Origin of the sequence: Nonomuraea sp. NPDC050536 (assembly GCF_044457685.1) — a bacterium.
Classification (GTDB): domain Bacteria; phylum Actinomycetota; class Actinomycetes; order Streptosporangiales; family Streptosporangiaceae; genus Nonomuraea.
Genome location: NZ_JBITHD010000001.1, coordinates 1,207,937 through 1,224,791 on the forward strand (window position 1 = coordinate 1,207,937; position 16,855 = coordinate 1,224,791).

At 70.7% G+C, this 16,855-nt stretch carries 16 protein-coding genes; 14 read left to right on the plus strand and 2 right to left on the minus strand.

Going from position 1 to position 16,855, the window contains the following annotated elements; translation table 11 throughout:
• The first annotated feature begins 8 nt into the window (after positions 1-8).
• From ACIBHX_RS05880 to ACIBHX_RS05920, 9 genes are all read left to right on the plus strand, one after another.
• Positions 9-1,166, plus strand: coding sequence for a 4-hydroxybenzoate 3-monooxygenase (locus tag ACIBHX_RS05880; protein ID WP_397064611.1), 1,158 nt, complete (start codon positions 9-11; stop codon positions 1,164-1,166).
• Positions 1,163-1,909, plus strand: coding sequence for a CoA transferase subunit A (locus ACIBHX_RS05885; protein WP_397064613.1), 747 nt, complete (start codon positions 1,163-1,165; stop codon positions 1,907-1,909). The genes ACIBHX_RS05880 and ACIBHX_RS05885 overlap by 4 nt, the downstream gene beginning before the upstream one ends.
• Positions 1,909-2,535: a 3-oxoacid CoA-transferase subunit B gene (locus ACIBHX_RS05890; RefSeq protein ID WP_397064615.1), complete on the plus strand. Its 627-nt coding sequence runs from the start codon at positions 1,909-1,911 to the stop codon at positions 2,533-2,535. The genes ACIBHX_RS05885 and ACIBHX_RS05890 overlap by 1 nt, the downstream gene beginning before the upstream one ends.
• Positions 2,532-3,197, plus strand: a complete 666-nt coding sequence (gene pcaH / locus ACIBHX_RS05895; protein WP_397064617.1) for a protocatechuate 3,4-dioxygenase subunit beta — start codon at positions 2,532-2,534, stop codon at positions 3,195-3,197. The genes ACIBHX_RS05890 and pcaH overlap by 4 nt, the downstream gene beginning before the upstream one ends.
• A complete protein-coding gene (gene pcaG / locus ACIBHX_RS05900) occupies positions 3,197-3,685 on the plus strand; it encodes a protocatechuate 3,4-dioxygenase subunit alpha (protein WP_397064618.1) in 489 nt (162 codons plus the stop codon). The genes pcaH and pcaG overlap by 1 nt, the downstream gene beginning before the upstream one ends.
• A complete protein-coding gene (locus tag ACIBHX_RS05905) occupies positions 3,675-4,877 on the plus strand; it encodes a lyase family protein (RefSeq protein ID WP_397064620.1) in 1,203 nt (400 codons plus the stop codon). Before pcaG ends, ACIBHX_RS05905 begins: the two co-directional genes overlap by 11 nt.
• The gene (gene pcaC / locus ACIBHX_RS05910; protein ID WP_397064622.1) at positions 4,874-6,295 is read left to right on the plus strand and encodes a 4-carboxymuconolactone decarboxylase; all 1,422 of its coding nucleotides are present in this window, start codon (positions 4,874-4,876) and stop codon (positions 6,293-6,295) included. Before ACIBHX_RS05905 ends, pcaC begins: the two co-directional genes overlap by 4 nt.
• A 215-nt stretch (positions 6,296-6,510) precedes the next feature.
• Entirely contained in the window at positions 6,511-6,834 is a 324-nt protein-coding gene (locus ACIBHX_RS05915; RefSeq protein ID WP_397064624.1) for a hypothetical protein, read from the plus strand.
• A 51-nt stretch (positions 6,835-6,885) separates the two neighbouring features.
• On the plus strand, positions 6,886-7,488 hold the full coding sequence (locus tag ACIBHX_RS05920) for a DUF305 domain-containing protein (RefSeq protein ID WP_397064626.1): 603 nt from the start codon (positions 6,886-6,888) through the stop codon (positions 7,486-7,488).
• Between the two features lie 311 nt (positions 7,489-7,799).
• Here ACIBHX_RS05920 and ACIBHX_RS05925 read toward each other — a convergent pair whose 3' ends face one another.
• Both ACIBHX_RS05925 and ACIBHX_RS05930 read right to left on the minus strand, forming a co-directional pair.
• Positions 7,800-8,669 (minus strand): helix-turn-helix domain-containing protein, encoded by an 870-nt coding sequence (locus ACIBHX_RS05925; RefSeq protein ID WP_397064628.1) that lies wholly within the window; start codon positions 8,667-8,669, stop codon positions 7,800-7,802.
• 468 nt (positions 8,670-9,137) lie between these two features.
• A complete protein-coding gene (locus tag ACIBHX_RS05930) occupies positions 9,138-9,947 on the minus strand; it encodes an SAM-dependent methyltransferase (RefSeq protein WP_397064630.1) in 810 nt (269 codons plus the stop codon).
• A 196-nt stretch (positions 9,948-10,143) separates the two neighbouring features.
• Between ACIBHX_RS05930 and ACIBHX_RS05935 the strand changes: the two genes are divergently transcribed.
• The 5 genes from ACIBHX_RS05935 to ACIBHX_RS05955 all read left to right on the plus strand — a co-directional run bounded on the left by ACIBHX_RS05935 (position 10,144) and on the right by ACIBHX_RS05955 (position 16,761).
• Positions 10,144-10,830: an EthD family reductase gene (locus tag ACIBHX_RS05935; RefSeq protein WP_397064632.1), complete on the plus strand. Its 687-nt coding sequence runs from the start codon at positions 10,144-10,146 to the stop codon at positions 10,828-10,830.
• Positions 10,830-12,323 carry a GMC family oxidoreductase gene (locus ACIBHX_RS05940; RefSeq protein ID WP_397064634.1) on the plus strand — a complete coding sequence of 498 codons (1,494 nt, stop codon included), beginning with the start codon at positions 10,830-10,832 and terminating at the stop codon, positions 12,321-12,323. The genes ACIBHX_RS05935 and ACIBHX_RS05940 overlap by 1 nt, the downstream gene beginning before the upstream one ends.
• Positions 12,324-12,334: 11 nt before the next feature.
• Positions 12,335-13,909, plus strand: coding sequence for a GMC family oxidoreductase (locus tag ACIBHX_RS05945; protein WP_397064636.1), 1,575 nt, complete (start codon positions 12,335-12,337; stop codon positions 13,907-13,909).
• 189 nt (positions 13,910-14,098) lie between these two features.
• Entirely contained in the window at positions 14,099-15,319 is a 1,221-nt protein-coding gene (locus ACIBHX_RS05950; RefSeq protein WP_397064637.1) for an IS701 family transposase, read from the plus strand.
• Positions 15,304-16,761, plus strand: a complete 1,458-nt coding sequence (locus ACIBHX_RS05955) for an ATP-binding protein (protein WP_397064639.1) — start codon at positions 15,304-15,306, stop codon at positions 16,759-16,761. Before ACIBHX_RS05950 ends, ACIBHX_RS05955 begins: the two co-directional genes overlap by 16 nt.
• The last annotated feature ends 94 nt before the right edge of the window (positions 16,762-16,855 follow it).

Consider the following 16,855-nt stretch of genomic DNA (forward strand, 5'->3'; position numbering starts at 1 on the left):
CTCTCCTCATGCGAACTCAGGTCGGGATCATCGGGGCAGGCCCCGCAGGTCTGCTCCTGTCCCACCTCCTCCATCTGCGCGGCATCTCCTCGGTCGTGCTCGAGCGGCGTAGCCGCGACTACGTGGAGCGGCGGGTCAGGGCAGGGGTGCTCGAACAGGGCACGGTGGACACGCTCGTCGAGGCGGGCGTCGGCGACAGGATGCTGCGCGAGGGGCTGGTGCACCACGGGATCGAGCTGCGCTACGGCGGCTCGGGACACCGGATCCCGTTCGAGAAGCTCGTGCCCGGCCGTGCCATCACGGTGTACGGCCAGCAGGAGGTGGTCAAGGACCTGATCGCCGCCCGGCTCGAGGCCGGCGGTGACGTCCGGTTCGAGGTCGAGGACGTGGAGGTGCACTCGCTGGAGGCCGCGCCGTACTTGACCTTCGGCGGCGAGCGGCTGGACTGCGAGGTGATCGCCGGGTGCGACGGCTTCCACGGCATCTCGCGGCCTGCGATCCCTTCGGGGGAGTTGACGTACTTCGAGCGGGAGTATCCCTTCGCCTGGCTGGGGATCCTGGCCCGGGTGGCGCCCTCCTCCGAGGAGCTGATCTACAGCAGGACCGAACGCGGCTTCGCCCTGCACAGCATGCGATCGCCCACGATCAGCCGCTTCTACCTGCAGGTCCCGCCGGACGCCTCGCTCGACGACTGGCCGGACGAGCGCATCTGGGCCGAACTCAAGGCCCGCCTGGAGTCGGTGCCCGGCTTCACGCTGTCGACGGGTGAGATCGTGGAGAAGGGCGTCACGCCCATGCGCAGCTTCGTCGCCGAGCCGATGCAGTACGGCCGGCTGTACCTGGCCGGCGACGCCGCCCACATCGTGCCGCCCACCGGAGCCAAGGGGCTCAACCTGGCCGTGGCCGACGTGCGGGTGCTGACCGAGGCGCTCGACCTGTTCTTCAGAACCGGCTCGGCCGAGCTGCTCGACGGGTACTCGGCGGCGTGCCTGAAGCGGGTGTGGCGGGCACAGCACTTCTCCTGGTGGATGACCACCCTGCTGCACACCTTCGAGTCCGACGACGCCTACGGGCGGCGCCTGCAGCTTTCCTACCTCGACTACGTGACCTCCTCAGAAGCCGCCGCGACGACGCTGGCCGAGAACTACGTGGGGATGCCGTGGTGAACAAGGTCGTGGATTCCGCTGCCGCCGCGGTCTCGGTGATCGGCCACGGGGCTTCGATCGCCGTCGGCGGGTTCGGGCTGGCCGGGGTGCCGTCGGTGCTGCTCCGCGCGCTGCTGGCCGGTGGGGTCGGCGGGCTGCACGTGGTGTCCAACAACTGCGGCACCGACGGGCGCGGGCTCGGCGAACTGCTGGGCGCCGGGCAGATCGCCCGCGTCACCGGGTCGTACGTGGGGGAGAACAAGGAGTTCGCCCGGCAGTACCTGGCCGGCGAGGTGGAGGTCGAGCTGATCCCGCAGGGGACGCTGGCCGAGCGGCTGCGCGCCGGAGGCAGCGGGATCCCCGCCTTCTACACGCCCGCCGGGGTGGGGACCCTGGTCGAGTCGGGCGGGCTCCCGTGGCGCTACCACCCCGACGGGACCGTGGCCGTGGCCTCGCCTCCTCGCGAGGTGCGGGTCTTCGACGGCGTGCCGTACCTGCTGGAGCGGTCGATCGTGACGGACTTCGCGCTGGTGCGAGCCTTGAAAGGCGATATTTACGGAAATCTCGTGTTCTCGAAGGCCGCGCGGAACTTCAACCCGCTGGCCGCCATGGCGGGGCGGGTCACGATCGCCGAGGTCGAGGAGCTCTGCGAGCTGGACCCGGCCGAGGTACACCTCCCGGGGATCTTCGTGCAGCACGTGGTGGCCCTGACCCCTTCGGAAGCCGCCGACAAGCCCATCGAGAAGAGGATCGTGCGTTCCTGATGGCCTGGACCAGAGATGAGATCGCGGCCAGGGCGGCGGCCGAGCTGCCCGACGGCTGCTACGTCAACCTCGGCGTCGGCCTGCCCACGCTGATCCCCGCCCACCTCGGCGGCCGGACCGTGGTGATCCACTCGGAGAACGGCATCCTCGGCGTCGGCCCCTACCCGACTCCCGACGAGGTGGATCCCGACCTGATCAACGCGGGCAAGGAGAGCGTCACGGTCACCACCGGCGCCTCCTACTTCGACTCGTCGCTGTCGTTCGGCATGATCCGCGGCGGGCACGTGGACGTGGCCGTGCTCGGCGCCATGCAGGTCTCGGCCACGGGCGACCTGGCCAACTGGGCGATCCCCGGCAAGATGATCAAGGGCATGGGCGGCGCGATGGATCTCGTGCACGGCGCCCGCCGCGTGCTCGTGGTGATGGAGCACACCGCCCGCGACGGGAGCCCCAAGCTGTTGCCGGAGTGCACGCTGCCGCTGACCGGCAAGGCGTGCGTGAACCGGATCATCACCGACCTGGCCGTCATCGACGTCACGCCTTCCGGCCTCCGCCTCGTGGAGACGGCGCCCGGAGTGAGTGCTGACGAGGTGCGCGCCGCGACCGGAACGGAGCTGCTGCCGTGACCCACCCTCCCTACCTGAGCCCCGCCTACCGCAGCACCGCGCTGCGGGCGCCGTCCCAGAAGCCGGTGCCGTTCACGGCCGACCCGGACGCGATCGAGCTGACCAGCCCGGTCTTCGGCCACGAGGAGGTCGGCGAGCTCGACCACGACCTGACCCGCCAGCACGCCGGCGAGCCCATCGGCGAGCGGATCATCGTCACCGGCCGCGTGCTCGACTCCGGCGGGCGGCCCGTGCCCGGCACGCTGGTCGAGCTCTGGCAGGCCAACGCCGCAGGCCGCTACGCCCACCCCGTCGACCAGCACCCGGCGCCGCTCGACCCCAACTTCACCGGTGCGGGACGCTGCCTGACCGACTCGCTGGGCAACTACCGCTTCGTCACCATCAAGCCCGGCGCCTATCCGTGGCGCAACCACCCCAACGCCTGGCGGCCCGCGCACCTGCACTTCTCGGTCTTCGGGCAGGCGTTCACGCAGCGGCTGGTCACCCAGATGTACTTCCCCGGCGATCCGCTGTTCCCGTTCGACCCGATCTTCCAGTCCATCCCCGACGAGGCCGCCAGACAGCGGCTCATCTCGACGTTCGAGCTGGAGCTGACCGAACCCGAGTGGGCCCTCGGATACCGCTTCGACATCGTGCTCGGGCGCACCCCGATGGAGGCGTGATGATCACCCCGTCGCAGACCGTGGGTCCCTTCTTCAGCCACGCCCTGCCCTACCCCGGCGACTGGGAATTGGTCCCTTCCGGGCACCCCGGGGCGATCACCCTGGCCGGCCGGGTGCTCGACGGCGCGGGGGAGCCGGTGCCCGACGCGCTGCTCGAGCTCTGGACCGGCTCCCCCGGGTCCGGGGGCGCACTCCTGCGCACTCCCGGGGCCGTGTCGGGGTTCGGGCGGTGCGCCACAGCTGCTGATGGTTCCTTTGGATTCCGTACGGCGCGGCCTGGCGGGCCGTACCTCTCCCTGCAGGTCTTCGCCCGCGGGCTGCTGCGGTCGCTGCTGACCCGGGTCTACCTCGCGGACGTGCCGGATCCGCTGCTCGACTCGCTGGAGCCCGCGCGGCGTGCCACGCTCATCGCCTCTTCTGAGGGAGACTCGTATCGCTTCGACGTGCGGTTGCAGGGGGCGGGGGAGACGGTTTTCCTTGAGTTCTGACCTGCTCGCGCCCGTGGTCGCGGGGACCCGGGTGGCGGGGGTCACCTCGGACGAGGCGTGGGTGCGGGCCATGCTGGAGTGCGAGGGCGCCCTGGCGCGCGCTCAGGCCCGCTTGGGCCTCATCCCCGCGTCGGCCGCCGAGACGATCACCCGGGTCGCGGCCTCCCTCACGCCGGACCCCGCCGAACTCGCCCTCCAGTCCCGCGCCTCCGCCACCCCCATCCTCCCCCTCCTCACCAGCCTCCGCACCACCCTCCGCCACCAGCCTCCCTCGGGTCCTGGAGGTGCTTCGGCGGCGGAATTTGTGCATCTGGGGGCGACCAGTCAGGACATCGTGGACAGCGCGGCGATGCTCGTGTCGTCCCGGGCGGTGGGCGTGATCCTGGACGACCTGGCCACGGTCATACAGACACTGGCCGCGCTCGCCGACACCCACCGGGCGACCGTGATGGCCGCGCGTACGCTGGGACAGCACGCCGTACCCACCACTTTCGGGCTCAAGGCCGCGGGCTGGCTCGCCGGGCTGATCAGGGCCCGCGACGCGCTGACCGCCCTCCGCTTCCCCGCCCAGCTCGGCGGCGCCGCCGGGACGCTCGCGGCCATGGTCGAGCGCGGCTGGGACGCCCTCGCCCTGGTCGACCTCTACGCCGCCGAGCTCGGCCTCGCCGCCCCCGCCTACCCATGGCACGCCGAGCGCTCCGTCGTCTCCTCGCTGGGGGCCGCATTGGCCGGTACGGCCAGCGCCCTCGGCAAGCTGGCGACCGACGTGATCCTCCTGGCGCAGACCGAGGTGGGGGAGGTGGCCGAGTCGACGGAGGGCGGTTCGTCGGCCATGCCGCACAAGCGGAATTCCGCCCTGTCGATCCTGATCCGGTCGGCTTCGCTGCAGGTGCCCGCGTACGCCCAGGTGCTCTACGCGGTGGGCGAGCACGAGCGGGCGGCCGGGGCGTGGCAGGCTTCGTGGCTTCCGCTGCGGGAGTGCCTCCGGCTCACCGGGGGAGCCACGGCCACGGCGGTCGAGCTCGTCACCGGATTGCTGATATTTCCGGACAAGATGCGGGCGAACGCCGGGCTCACCGGATCCGGCCTCGTCTCCGAACGGCTCGCCGTACACCCCGATGCCGACCAGGACCCGGGCGGCTACCTCGGCGTGGCCTCGGAACTGATCGACAGAATCCTGGGAGAGCTGTGAAGCTGCATCACCGCATCGACGGCCCATCCGGAGCACCGCTCCTGGTCCTCGGCCCCTCGCTCGGCACCACTCTGGACGTCTGGCGCCCCCACCTGTCCCGCCTCACCCAGTTCTACCGAGTCCTCCGCTACGACCTCCCCGGCCACGGCCTCTCCCCCTCCCCCCTTTCAGGAGACACCCCCCCGCGCTCACGCAAGACCGACTCCTTCTCAGGGGCTGGCTCGTCTTCGGCGGGGGCTGGTTCGTTGTCGGTGGAGGAGATTGCGGCGGCCGTACTGGAGCTCGTGGAGGACGAGCGGTTCGCTGTGGGAGGGATCTCGCTGGGCGGGGCGGTCGCCACGGCGATCGCGACGCGGGTGACCGGGCGGGTGACCGGGCTGGTGCTGTGCTGCACGTCGGCGCGGTTCGGCGAGCCGGGACCATGGCTCGAACGGGCCGCACTGGTACGCAGGGAAGGAGTGCGGATCCTGGCACCGGCGCTGGCCGAACGCTGGTTCACCAACGGCTTCGACGGCGGCTGGGTGCTGGACATGCTCGACCAGGTGGACCCCGAGGGGTACGCGGCCTGCTGCGAGGCCCTCGCGGCCTACGACCTCCGCGACCGCCTACCCACGATCAAGGCGCCCACCCTGGTCATCGCCGGCTCCGACGACCCCGCCACGCCGCTCGACCACGCTCTCACGCTTGCCAAGGCCATCCCCGACGCCACCCTCACGGTCCTCCCCGACGCCGCCCACCTCGCCACCGTCCAACGCCCCGAGGCGTCCGCCCACGCCATCCTCACCTTCCTCCAGTACGGCAAGCCAGCACCCCCACCTTCCATGGAGACCACGGCTTCCGTGGACATCCCGCCTTCGACGGACACCACGCATACCGGGGACACCGCTTGTGCCGGGGACACTTCGAGTGCCGGGGACGCCGCGCCTGCTGAGGAGGCCGGGGATGGCGGGGATGGGCGTTGGGAGGCGGGGATGCGGACTCGGCGGGAGGTGTTGGGGGACGAGCATGTGGATCGCGCGGTGGCCAGGACGACGCCGTTCACCGCGGACTTCCAGGACATGATTACCCGTTACGCCTGGGACGGTATCTGGAACCGGCCGGGGCTCGATCGTCGCACCCGTAGCTGCATCACGATTACCGCCCTCGTCGCCCGGGGGCATCTGGAGGAGTTGGCCATGCACGTGCGGGCCGCGCTCCGCAACGGCCTCACGCCCGACGAGATCAAGGAAGTCCTCCTCCAGACCGCGGTGTACTGCGGCGTCCCGGCGGCCAACTCCGCCTTCGCCGTAGCGCAACGAGTCCTCACCGAACAGGCACCCGAGAGGCTCGACGAGACGGGCACATCCGAAAGGGCCGACGAGACGGGCATACCCGAAAGGGTCGACGAGACGGGCACATCCGAAAGGGATTCCGGGTAAGCGAGGACAGGGTCGTCGGGGGCGGCCCGTCCAGGTCTCGGTACGCCGACCGGTCATGCGATCTGAGTATCGCCTGACGATGCATGGCGCGATGGGCACGGGCGTGCCTCGTGTCGATCCTACGATTGCTCGTCGTAGTATGGTGCTCAGCATTCGGCGGGTCGATCTAGCTGAGGGGGAGTATGGGCAGCTCGGTCCGTATGCCCTTGGGTGGGATGCTTCTGTTCGTATTCCTCGTAGTAGGGGTGTGCGGGATGCACACCCTCGGGCACGTCACGCCGTCCTCGGGGATGGCGATGTCGGCGCGTGAGCACCTTCAGGGCGCGCCCTCGACGGCCTCGGACGATCATCGGATGCCGGACCCGAGCTCCGTCTGCCTTGCCGTGCTCGTGCCACTGCTGGTGCTGACGCTGATCGCGGCGGCCGGGCTGGCGCGCCGTACCCGAGAAGAACCCTCCGACGGCGAGATCGTGGCACTTCCCGTGGCCAGACCGCCGCCGCAGCCCATCATCACCCTCCTGTCGGTGCTGCGCATCTAGGCCGGCTGTCGCGCGACAGACGACCTTTCACCGCATCACCGAAGGAGAACCATGACCAACCGCATCATCCTCACATCTCTGGCAGTCGGGGCGCTCGCGGCGCTGACGGCGTGCGGCGGGACTTCCCGCGATATGGCCACAATGCCGTCGCCCGCCGCCGCAACAGCGACTTCCCATGACATGTCCTCGCCGTCGGGCACTGCCTTCAACGGCGCGGACGTGATGTTCGCCCAGATGATGATCCCGCACCACCGGCAGGCCGTGGAGATGGCCGATCTGGCGGCCACCCGCGCGCAGAACCCGCAGGTCAAGGACCTGGCCGCCAAGATCAAGGCTGCCCAGGACCCGGAGATCCAGACCATGCGCGGCTGGCTGGACGCCTGGGGCAAGCCTGTTCCGTCCGGCGGCATGGGTCATGAAATGCCCGGCATCATGTCGGAGGAGGACATGAAGAAGCTCGAATCCGCCAAGGGCGCGGCCTTCGACCGGCTCTTCGTCCGCCTCATGATCGCTCACCACACCGGCGCGATCGACATGGCCCGCACCGAGCAGACCCAGGGCTCCAACCCCGAGGCCAAGTCCCTCGCCAAGTCGATCGAGTCCGCCCAGCAGGCAGAGGTAGCGCAAATGCATTCCCTCCTCAAGAACCTCTAACCCAGCGTGGGCCGCGGCACCGTCCGCGGCCCACTCCGCATCACCCCCGCGGCCCAGCCCGCATCACCCTCATGAGGTGTACGGCGAGCCCCACACCAATCGCGACGGAACGCAACTGCCCCCAACCACGACGAAACGCAAACGCCGCCCCCACGACGCGACCCGGCGGCACCCAGGGCGTCCAAGACGTCGCTGCAGATGCACGTCACCGTGAGCTATCGCAGGTCTCCAAGGCGCCGGGTCGGCGTTTCGGCGGGGTCGGCGCCCTGTACAGCGGGGGCGTGGGGGCAGGGAGCCCGAGGGCGGGGTGGTCAGAGGGAGTGGAGGAAGGCGAGGCTGTCGGCGGGCGTCAGGGCGTAGATCGTGAGCTGGTCCATCGCCACGCGGTAAGCCTGAACCTCATCGGGCTTGTCCAGGTAGAGCGCGCCCGTGAGGTGCTCGAGATAGATCACGTCGGGAAGGTCCCGCTCGGCGAAGCGCAGCAGGGTGAAGCCGGGGCACGTCACATGGCTGGCCTTGGAATAAGGCAGCACCTGGATCGTGATGTGCTGGTACGTCTCCGCCGTCTGGATAAGATGGTCGATCTGGGCCCGCATGACCTCTGCGCCACCGATCGGACGGCGCAGGGCCGCCTCGTCGATCACCGCCCACAGCTGGGGACCGTAGGGCTGGTCGAGCAGTTGACGGCGCCGGGCGCGCAGGGAGACCCGCTGGGACGTTTCGGCGTCGGGCGAGTCGGGATGCTGGAGTGCCAGGAGATTGCGGGCGTAGTCGTCCGTCTGCAGCAGCGGCGGCAGGAACTGGATCTCGAAGGCGCGGATGACGCTGGCCGCCTCCTCCAGCGCCACGAAGGCCTCGCCCCAGGTCGGCAGCACCGGGCTGTAGTGCTGCCACCAGCCGGGCGCGTTGGCCTCGCGGGTCATCTCGAGCAGGGACGCGCGTTCCTCGTCGCTCACGCCGTACAAGGTCAGCAGATCGGAGACGTCGCGTGCCTTGAAGCCGACGCGGCCGAGCTCCAGCCGGCACATCTTGGATTCGGATGCCCGGATCACGTGCCCGGCGGCGTCCCGGGTGAGGCCGCGCGCCTCGCGCAGGCGTCGCAGGTGGCCGCCGAGGAGAATGCGGACCACCGTGGGTCCGCCGTTGGCTTCGTTCATCCGGTGCGCTGGCGCTGTACTCACGCAGACCATTGTGCTCGGTCCGCGCCCCAAGTCGCGGTAATTATGGCGCAATGGGTGCTTCTGCAATTGCATCTGCACTTGAACATGCAATCGCCACAAGGCAGGATATAGGTAGGTCGAACGCCTCGTGGGGGGCGGATAACAATCTGCGCCGTTATCCGGTCCTTCGGCCAATGGCCCCCCGGGCCCGGGCGGTGGTGCCCTCGCCGACGCGTGCGCATCGGACGCCACCGCCCGGGATATTTTTCGGTCCATCCCCCTCGCCGCCCGCGTCTCAGAAGCCGCATGTACGGCATGCCGCGACGAGACCCCGCAGCTCGTTGACGACGGGCAGAGCGACAGCCGGGGCGGAAGGTCTGACCGCGATGTGAAGCAGGCACGCACAGGCAAGCCGGTGATCTCACCATCGGGTGACGGGCGCCGAGGAACGCGCGCCAGACAGTGGTGCCACCAACCGCCCGTGGAACGTCAGGGAACTCGGGCGACGCCGCCGAGGAGGCCAGGGAGGGTGAAGTCGGGCCGGACGTCGTGCCAGTCCGGGCGCCACGCCTGCACGGGCACGACGCCCGGCGGCTCCATCGTGAGGCCTGCGAAGAGCGAGCCGACCTGGTCCTGGGTGCGGGGTGTGATCGAGCCAGGCGTGGCCGTGCGGTAGACCGACTGGCCCCGCTGGATCGTGTCCTGGGTGAGGCTTCCCGCGTAGCTGTGGGAGAGGGCCAGGTAGCTGCCGGAGGCGAGCGGCCCCCGCAGCGCGGTGACGATCGAGGCGGCCTCGTCCTGGTCGGGCACGAAGTGCAGGATCGCGAAGAGCAGCATCGCCACGGGCCGGCTGAAGTCGATGTGCGAGCGCAGCTCGGGATGCTCGACGATCCCCTTCGGATCGCGCATGTCCGCGTTGATGACGATCGTGCGGGGGTTGTCCATCAGCAGCGCCCGGGCGTGGACGAGCACGATCGGGTCTTTGTCCACGTAGACGATCCGCGCGTCGGGCGCCGCGTCCAGTGCCACCTGGTGCACGTTCTGCTGCGTCGGAAGCCCGGTGCCGATGTCGACGAACTGCCGGATCCCGTTGGCGGCCAGGGTGCGGACGACGCGGATCAGGAACTCCCTGTTGTCCTTGGCGATGTCCGTGATGCTCGGCACCAGCTCGATGATCTTCTGGGCCGCTTCCCGGTCCGAGGCGAAGTTGTCCTTCCCGCCGAGGTAGTAGTCGTACATGCGGGCCACGCTCGGCACGGTGGGGTCGATCCCCGCCGGAGCGCGCTCGTCCTCGGCCATCACGCCGCCTTTCTCGGTTGTCTGAAGGAATCCTACGGACTTCCTGTGAATCCGCGCGATCTTTCTTCAGGAACGAGACATGGCCAAGTAGCCGCGCCGACTTGACTTTGTCCGCGTGCGACTGCCGCGCACGCTTCTCGGGCAGATCACGCGCTCCTAGCGTCGGAGTCCACGCCGGCTGTGACGGAGGTATGCGGTGATCCATCAACTCATCTTCGCGGCACCGAGGCCGGGAATGACCGAGCGGGAGTTCCAGCAGTACTGGCTGAACGTGCACGCCATCACGTACGCGAGCAAGATTCCGCAGATCAGGAGATACCTCATCGACACCAGGATCCCGTTCTTCGAGGACGAAGGTGAGCCCCTGTGGAGCGGCGTGGCCGAGATCTGGCTGCGCAACGAGCAGGAGCAGCTGGAGTCCCTGCAGACGCCGGAGTTCCTGGAGGGCGCCCGCCGCGACGAGCCGACCTGGGCGGCGTTCTGGCGCACGGTGGTGCTCGACACCGACGCCCACGAGCTGGTCGAGGGCCCCGAGGACGCCGGGGGCGTGAAGCTGATCGTGCTGGTCAAGCGGAAGGAGGGCCTGCCGCTGGCGGACTTCCGCGCACGTAGCCTCGACACGCACGCCGAGCTGGTCAGAAGGGTGCCGGGACTGCGCCGTTACCTGCAGTGCCACACCCGCGACGGCTACTACGGCATCGGCGAGGCGGTGCTCGACGCCGCCTTCCAGCTCTGGTTCGACGACCGCGAGGCGCTGGCGGCGGCGCTGGCCTCGGCCGAGTTCGCCAAGGCGCAGGAGGACCTGCACGCCTTCGTCGAACCCCGCTACATCCACCGGATGGTCGTGACCGAGCACTGGGTCATCGGACCGGAGGCCCGCTGATGCCCGGCTACGACTATGTGGTCGTCGGCGCCGGCGCGGCCGGCGCGGTGGTGGCCGCCCGGCTGATCGAACGCACCCAGGCCACGGTCCTGCTGCTCGAGGCGGGCGGCCCCGCCGACAGGGAGGCCATCAGGCGCACCGACATCCCGTCCATGGTCTCCCTGTGGGGCGACCCCGACGTCACCTGGACGCACGTGACCGAGCCGCAGCCGGGGCTGGGCGGGCGGTCCATCGCGCTGCCGCAGGGCAGGGTGCTCGGCGGCGGCACGTCGGTCAACGCGATGCTGTACGTCAGGGGCAACCGGCGCGACTACGACCACTGGGCCGAACTGGGCAACGAGGGCTGGTCGTACGACGAGGTGCTGCCGTGCTTCAAGCGCGCCGAGGACTACGAGGACGGCGCCGACCACTTCCGCGGCGCCGGCGGACCGCTCAAGGTCTCGCGCGTGGCCAGCCCGTCGGCGGTGTCGAAGGCGTTCATCCAGGCGGCGCTCGAGCTGGGCTTCCCCGGCGGCGACGACTGGGACTACAACGGCTACCGGCAGGAGGGCGCGTTCTCCTACCAGTCGACCAGGACCAAGGACAACGAGCGGTCCAGCAACTCGGCCGCCTACCTGGAGCCGCTGATCGGCCACCCCAGGCTGACCGTGGAGACGGGCGCCCGCGCCACCCGGGTGCTGCTGGACGGCTCGACGGCGACCGGCGTGGAGTACGTCAGGAACGGCCGGACGCACCGCGCAGAGGCGAGCGCCGAGGTGATCCTGTCCGGCGGCGCGCTGGCCACCCCGAAGCTGCTCATGCTGTCGGGCATCGGCCCCGAGGAGCACCTGCGCGACCTGGGCATCGAGGTCGTCGACGACCTGCCGGGGGTGGGCGCGAACCTGCACGACCACCTGATCCTCGGCGTCGCCTACGCGGCCTCGGTCGACATGCCGCTGCCCGAGCTGCTGGCCGAGGCGGGCCTGTTCCCGCCCGCCGACCCCGACCTGCAGCTGCTGTTCGGCCCCGTGCAGTTCGTCGAGGACGCCTATCGCATCGACGGTCCCGTCTTCACCTTCGCCCCCGTGCTGGTACGGCCGCGCAGCAGGGGAACCCTCACGCTGCGCTCCGCCGATCCCGCCGACCTGCCGCGCGTCGATCCCCGCTACCTGGAGAACGAGGCGGACCTGGAGACGCTCGTGCGCGGGATCGACCTGTCCAGGGAGCTGGCGCACACCGCCGCGCTGTCGCCGTTCCGTGACCGCGAGAGCGCGCCCGGCCGCAGCGCCGACCTGCGCGCGTACGTGCGGGCCTCCGCGACCACGGTCTGGCACCCGGTGGGCACCTGCCGGATGGGCCGCGACCTGATGGCGGTCGTCGATCCCGAGCTGCGCGTGCACGGCATCGAGCGGCTGCGCGTGGCCGACGCCTCGATCATGCCGACCATCCCCGCAGGCAACACCGCCGCCGCCACCACGATGATCGGGGAGCGCGCGGCGGATCTGATCGCGTGAAGGAGCAGGCCGTGGCCGACACCTACCGCTACATCGTCATCGGCGCGGGCGCCGCGGGGTCCGTGCTGGCCGCCCGGCTCAGCGAGGATCCCGACGCCACCGTGCTCCTGCTCGAGGCGGGCGACGCCAAGGTCACCGACGCGGTCAGGACGCCGCACCGGTGGAACGAGGTGCTGCTCACCGAGCTGGACTGGGCCTACATGAGCGAGCCGCAACCCGGGCTGGGCGGCAGCCAGGTCTACTCGGCCGCCGGGCGCGGCCTCGGCGGCACCTCGAACGTCTACCACATGATGCACACCTGGGGCCGCCCCCAGGACTACGACGACTGGGCCTACCACGGCTGCCCGGGATGGGCCTTCCGTGACGTCCTGCCGTACCTGCAGAGGCTGGAGGACCAGCAGGACGGGCACAACCCGCTGGGCGGCAAGGGCGGCCCGCTGACGGTCGTCGACGCGGCCGACACGGGCAACCCGGTGTCGCGGACGTTCATCGACGCCTGCGTCGAGCTGGGCCATCCCCGGCTGGACGACTTCAACGCCGGGCTGTTCGGCGCCGGGTGGCACCACGTCAACATCAAGGACGGGCTTCGCCACGGCGCCCGCGAGGCCTACCTCGATCCCGTCCTGGTGCGCCCGAACCTCACCGCCCTGGACGGGGCGCCCGCGACGCGGCTGCTGTTCGAGGGCGACCGCTGCGTGGGCGTGGAGTACCGCAAGGACGGCCGGACGCGCACCGCGCGGGCCGAAGGCGAGGTCGTCGTATGCGCGGGCGCGATCCAGTCGCCCAAGCTGCTGCTGCTGTCGGGGCTCGGGGCGCCGGAGCAGCTGAGCGAGTTCGGCATCCGCGTGCAGGCCGACCTGCCCGGCGTGGGCGCCAACTTCCACGACCATCCGCTGGTCATCGGACCGATCGGCTACCTGGACCGGCCGGGCGAGGATCCGCGCGGCAACGTCACGGAGGTCGCGCTGTTCTGCGGCTCCGAGCCGGGCCTGCCCGTGCCCGACCTGGAGATCTGCCTGGTGCACCGGGCGCCGTTCGGCGAGAAGTTCTTCGCCAACGTGATCCGCCGCGTCCAGACGGGCCAGCCCGTCGCCGACGTCACCGAACTGGTCGACCCGCACGTGATCCTCAGCCTGACGGGCCTCGTCCGCCCCGTCTCCAGAGGTTCGGTACGGCTGGCAAGCACGGACCCGGTGGCCTACCCGCGCATCAACGCCGGCTACTTCGACGATCCCGTCGACCTCGAACGCACGGTCACTGCCGTGGAGATCGCCAGGGACATCTACCGCACCAGGGCCTTCGCGGAGGAGTGGAAGCTCGCCGAGGTCGCGCCCGGGCCCGAGGTGGCCACCAGGGACGAGCTGCGCGCCTGGGTCAAGGCCAACACCGGCTCCTACTACCACTTCGCAGGCTCGTGCCGGATGGGCACCGACGCGCACGCCGTCGTCGACCCGCAGCTGCGCGTGCGCGGCGTGGAGGGGCTGCGCGTGGCCGACGGCTCGATCATGCCCTCGCTGGTCAGCGCGCACCCGCACACCACGATCATGATGATCGCCGAAAGGGCCGCTGAGCTAATCACCGGATGAATCGAATACGCGGCAGCCGCTCCCCGGTATTCGGGGGGCGGCTGCTCGCTGCCTGTTCACCTGGACGTCATAGATAGAAGTGACGGTGCCACGATAAACGCCTCCTGTCATCCTCCCCGGTAATTCGAATACTTAGAAATTGGATATTTCCGGATATATAGGGGCGGCGTTATGGCGATTCTCGCGGACTTGTATGCTGACGGAACCTGGCTCACGCCTTACTGCGAAGACCTGTTCGGCTCCTTCCTCCGCTCCGACCAGCGCCGATGGGGCGAGGTCTACGTCCAGGGCCTGGTCTCGGTACCAGGCCGCAAGTCCATCCGCCGGATCTCCGACCACGTCGTCGGGCGGCCCGTCGACCAGTGCCTGCAGCAGTTCGTCAACCAGAGCCCGTGGGACTGGGGCCCGGTACGCCAACGCCTCGCCCAGCTCCTCGTCCAGGCCATCAGGCCCAAGGCCTGGGTGCTGGAGGAGGTGGTCTTCCCCAAGAACGGCTCCAAGTCCGTCGGGGTCGAGCGGCAGTTCGTCAACTCCGCCGGGCGGGTCATCAACTGCCAGCTCGGGCTGGCCGTCGTCCTGGTCGGCGAGGACGGGGGATGCCCGGTCAACTGGCGGCTCATGCTGCCGCGCTCCTGGGACGACGACGACGGGCTGCGCAGCAGGACCCGCGTCCCGACCCAGGAACGCTGCAGGCCCCGCTGGCGGCACCTGCTCGACGCCATCGACGAGATGGTGATCGACTGGGGCCTGCCGCCCGCGCCCATCGTGGTGGACGCCCGTTCCACGCCCGGGGTCGAGCACCTCATCGCCGGCCTGGCCGAGCGCGGCCTGCCGTACCTGGTGCGCGTCGCCCAGAACGCGCTGCCCGCGATGGCGCCGGGCCTGCCCGCGCGCCCGCTGCTCGAGCCGATCAGGCCCCGCCTCTACGCGCTCCAGGGCCGCGGCCTGCGCCCCGCGATGAGAGGCCCCTACGGCCCGGGTACGCCACGGCCGCATGACGCCGCGGCACGAGGCGCGGGGCGCCCGGGCCTGCCCCACACCCCGGAGCACGGCCCGGCACGCCCCACCCGCGCACCCGAGCGGCACGCGGCCGACGGGCGGCACGACGGGGCGGCGCGGTCGCGCGAGCACTGGCAGCCGGGCGCCGTCAGGACCGGCACCCGGCCGATCTGGCTGACCGACCTGGGCCGCAACCGGGTGCCCGACCTGGCGGGACTGGTGGGCCTGCGCAACAGGGCGCTGGCCGAGCTGGGCGCGGCGGGGGAGTCGGGCCTGCAGCACTTCGAGGGCCGCTCCTTCCAGGGTTGGCATCACCATGTCACGCTCGTATCCGTGGCCCACGCCTACCGCCTGCTGCGCAGGCTCGAGGGAGAAAGCGCGGAGGACCTGTGTCTGTGCCCCCATGGGTAACCGACCGGCTGCGCGGGATGGAGCTGTTCGCCGACCTGACGCCCGAGCAGCTCGGCTGGCTCGCCGACGCCGGCACCCTGCGCGAGCTGGGCGACGGCGAGCCGCTGTTCCGCGAGGGTGCGCAGGCCGACGGCTTCTTCGTGCTCTTCCGCGGCGAGATCGTGATCACCAAGCTGCTCGACGGGCGCCAGGAGGTGCTGGCCAGGCACGCGGGGGAGCGGCTCGAGCACAGCTTCACCGGCGAGCTGCCGCTGCTGACCGGCGGCGAGTACCTGGCGACCGCGCTGGCCGTCGGATCGGCGCAGGTCATGGTCTACGACCGGGCGGCCTTCTTCGACCTGCTGGAACGCTGCCCGCAGGTGAGCAGGGTGCTGCTGCCCGTGCTGGCCGGCCGCATCAACGCGATGGAACGGCAGGCCGGGCGCAGCCGCATGCTCCAGGGACTGGGCCGGGTGGCGGCCGGGCTGGCGCACGAGCTCAACAACCCGGCCGCCGCGGCGCTGCGCGCGGCCGGCGACCTGCGGGCGGGCGTGCCGGGGCTGGCCGCCGCCGCCAGAACCTGGGGCCGCCTGGCCACCGACGCCGAGTGCCGCCTGATCGAGGCCGTCCAGGACAGGCTGTCCACCCGGCGCCCCCTGGATCCCCTGGCCGCCGCCGACGCCGTGGACGAGGTGGCCGACTGGCTGGCCGACCAGGACCTCGACGAGACCGGCCAGGGCCAGGACGCGGCCGGGCCGGATGCGCGCGAGGCCGGAGGGCTGCCGGACGATCTGGATGAGGTGCTGGCCGAGCGGGGGGCGGACAAGGCGCTGCTGGACGAACTGGCCGCCGGCGTCCGTCCCGAGGCGCTGAAGGCCGCGCTGGCGCACCTGGCGTGCGCGCTGCGGACCCGGGCGCTGGCCGAGGAGGCCGCCGAGGCCGGGCAGCGCGTCGTCGAGCTGGTGCGCCGCATCGCCACCTACACCAACCTGGACCGCGCCCCCGAGCAGGACGTCGACCTGCGCGAGGGGCTGGAGGCCACGCTGGCGCTGATGGCGCCGCGGCTGCGTGACGTGCGCGTGCACCGGGACTTCGGCGGCCTGCCGTACATGAAGGTGTTCCCCGGCGAGCTCCACCAGGTCTGGACGAACCTCATCGACAACGCCGTGGACGCCATGGGCGGCAGCGGCGAGCTGACGATCACCACCCGTCTGGAGGGGGACCACGCGCTGGTGGAGTTCCGCGACAGCGGGCCCGGCATCTCCGACGAGGTGCTGCCGCTGGTGTTCCAGCCGTTCTTCAGCACCAAGGACGTCGGCAAGGGCACCGGGCTCGGGTTGCACGTCAGCAGGGACATCGTGGCCCAGCGGCACGGCGGCACGATCGAGGTCACCTCGGGGCCCGAGGGCGCGCGCTTCACCGTGCGCCTGCCCGTGGACCGGCACGACGTCGGACATGACTGAATTCTGACATGGAATTCCACTCGCTCTGTCAGTCACCTGACGAAGTGCCGCGGACAATTATCGACTTGACGCAATGGCCCCGGCGGCCTTGTCG

Excerpts from the sequence above, each read along its gene's own strand:
- ACIBHX_RS05915 (WP_397064624.1), top strand. The coding sequence starts at position 6,511 with ATGCTTCTGTTCGTATTCCTCGTAGTAGGGGTGTGCGGGATGCACACC.
- ACIBHX_RS05930 (WP_397064630.1), bottom strand. The coding sequence starts at position 9,947 with ATGGCCGAGGACGAGCGCGCTCCGGCGGGGATCGACCCCACCGTGCCG.
- ACIBHX_RS05880 (WP_397064611.1), top strand. The coding sequence starts at position 9 with ATGCGAACTCAGGTCGGGATCATCGGGGCAGGCCCCGCAGGTCTGCTC.
- ACIBHX_RS05920 (WP_397064626.1), top strand. The coding sequence starts at position 6,886 with ATGACCAACCGCATCATCCTCACATCTCTGGCAGTCGGGGCGCTCGCG.
- ACIBHX_RS05940 (WP_397064634.1), top strand. The coding sequence starts at position 10,830 with ATGCCCGGCTACGACTATGTGGTCGTCGGCGCCGGCGCGGCCGGCGCG.
- pcaG (WP_397064618.1), top strand. The coding sequence starts at position 3,197 with ATGATCACCCCGTCGCAGACCGTGGGTCCCTTCTTCAGCCACGCCCTG.
- ACIBHX_RS05890 (WP_397064615.1), top strand. The coding sequence starts at position 1,909 with ATGGCCTGGACCAGAGATGAGATCGCGGCCAGGGCGGCGGCCGAGCTG.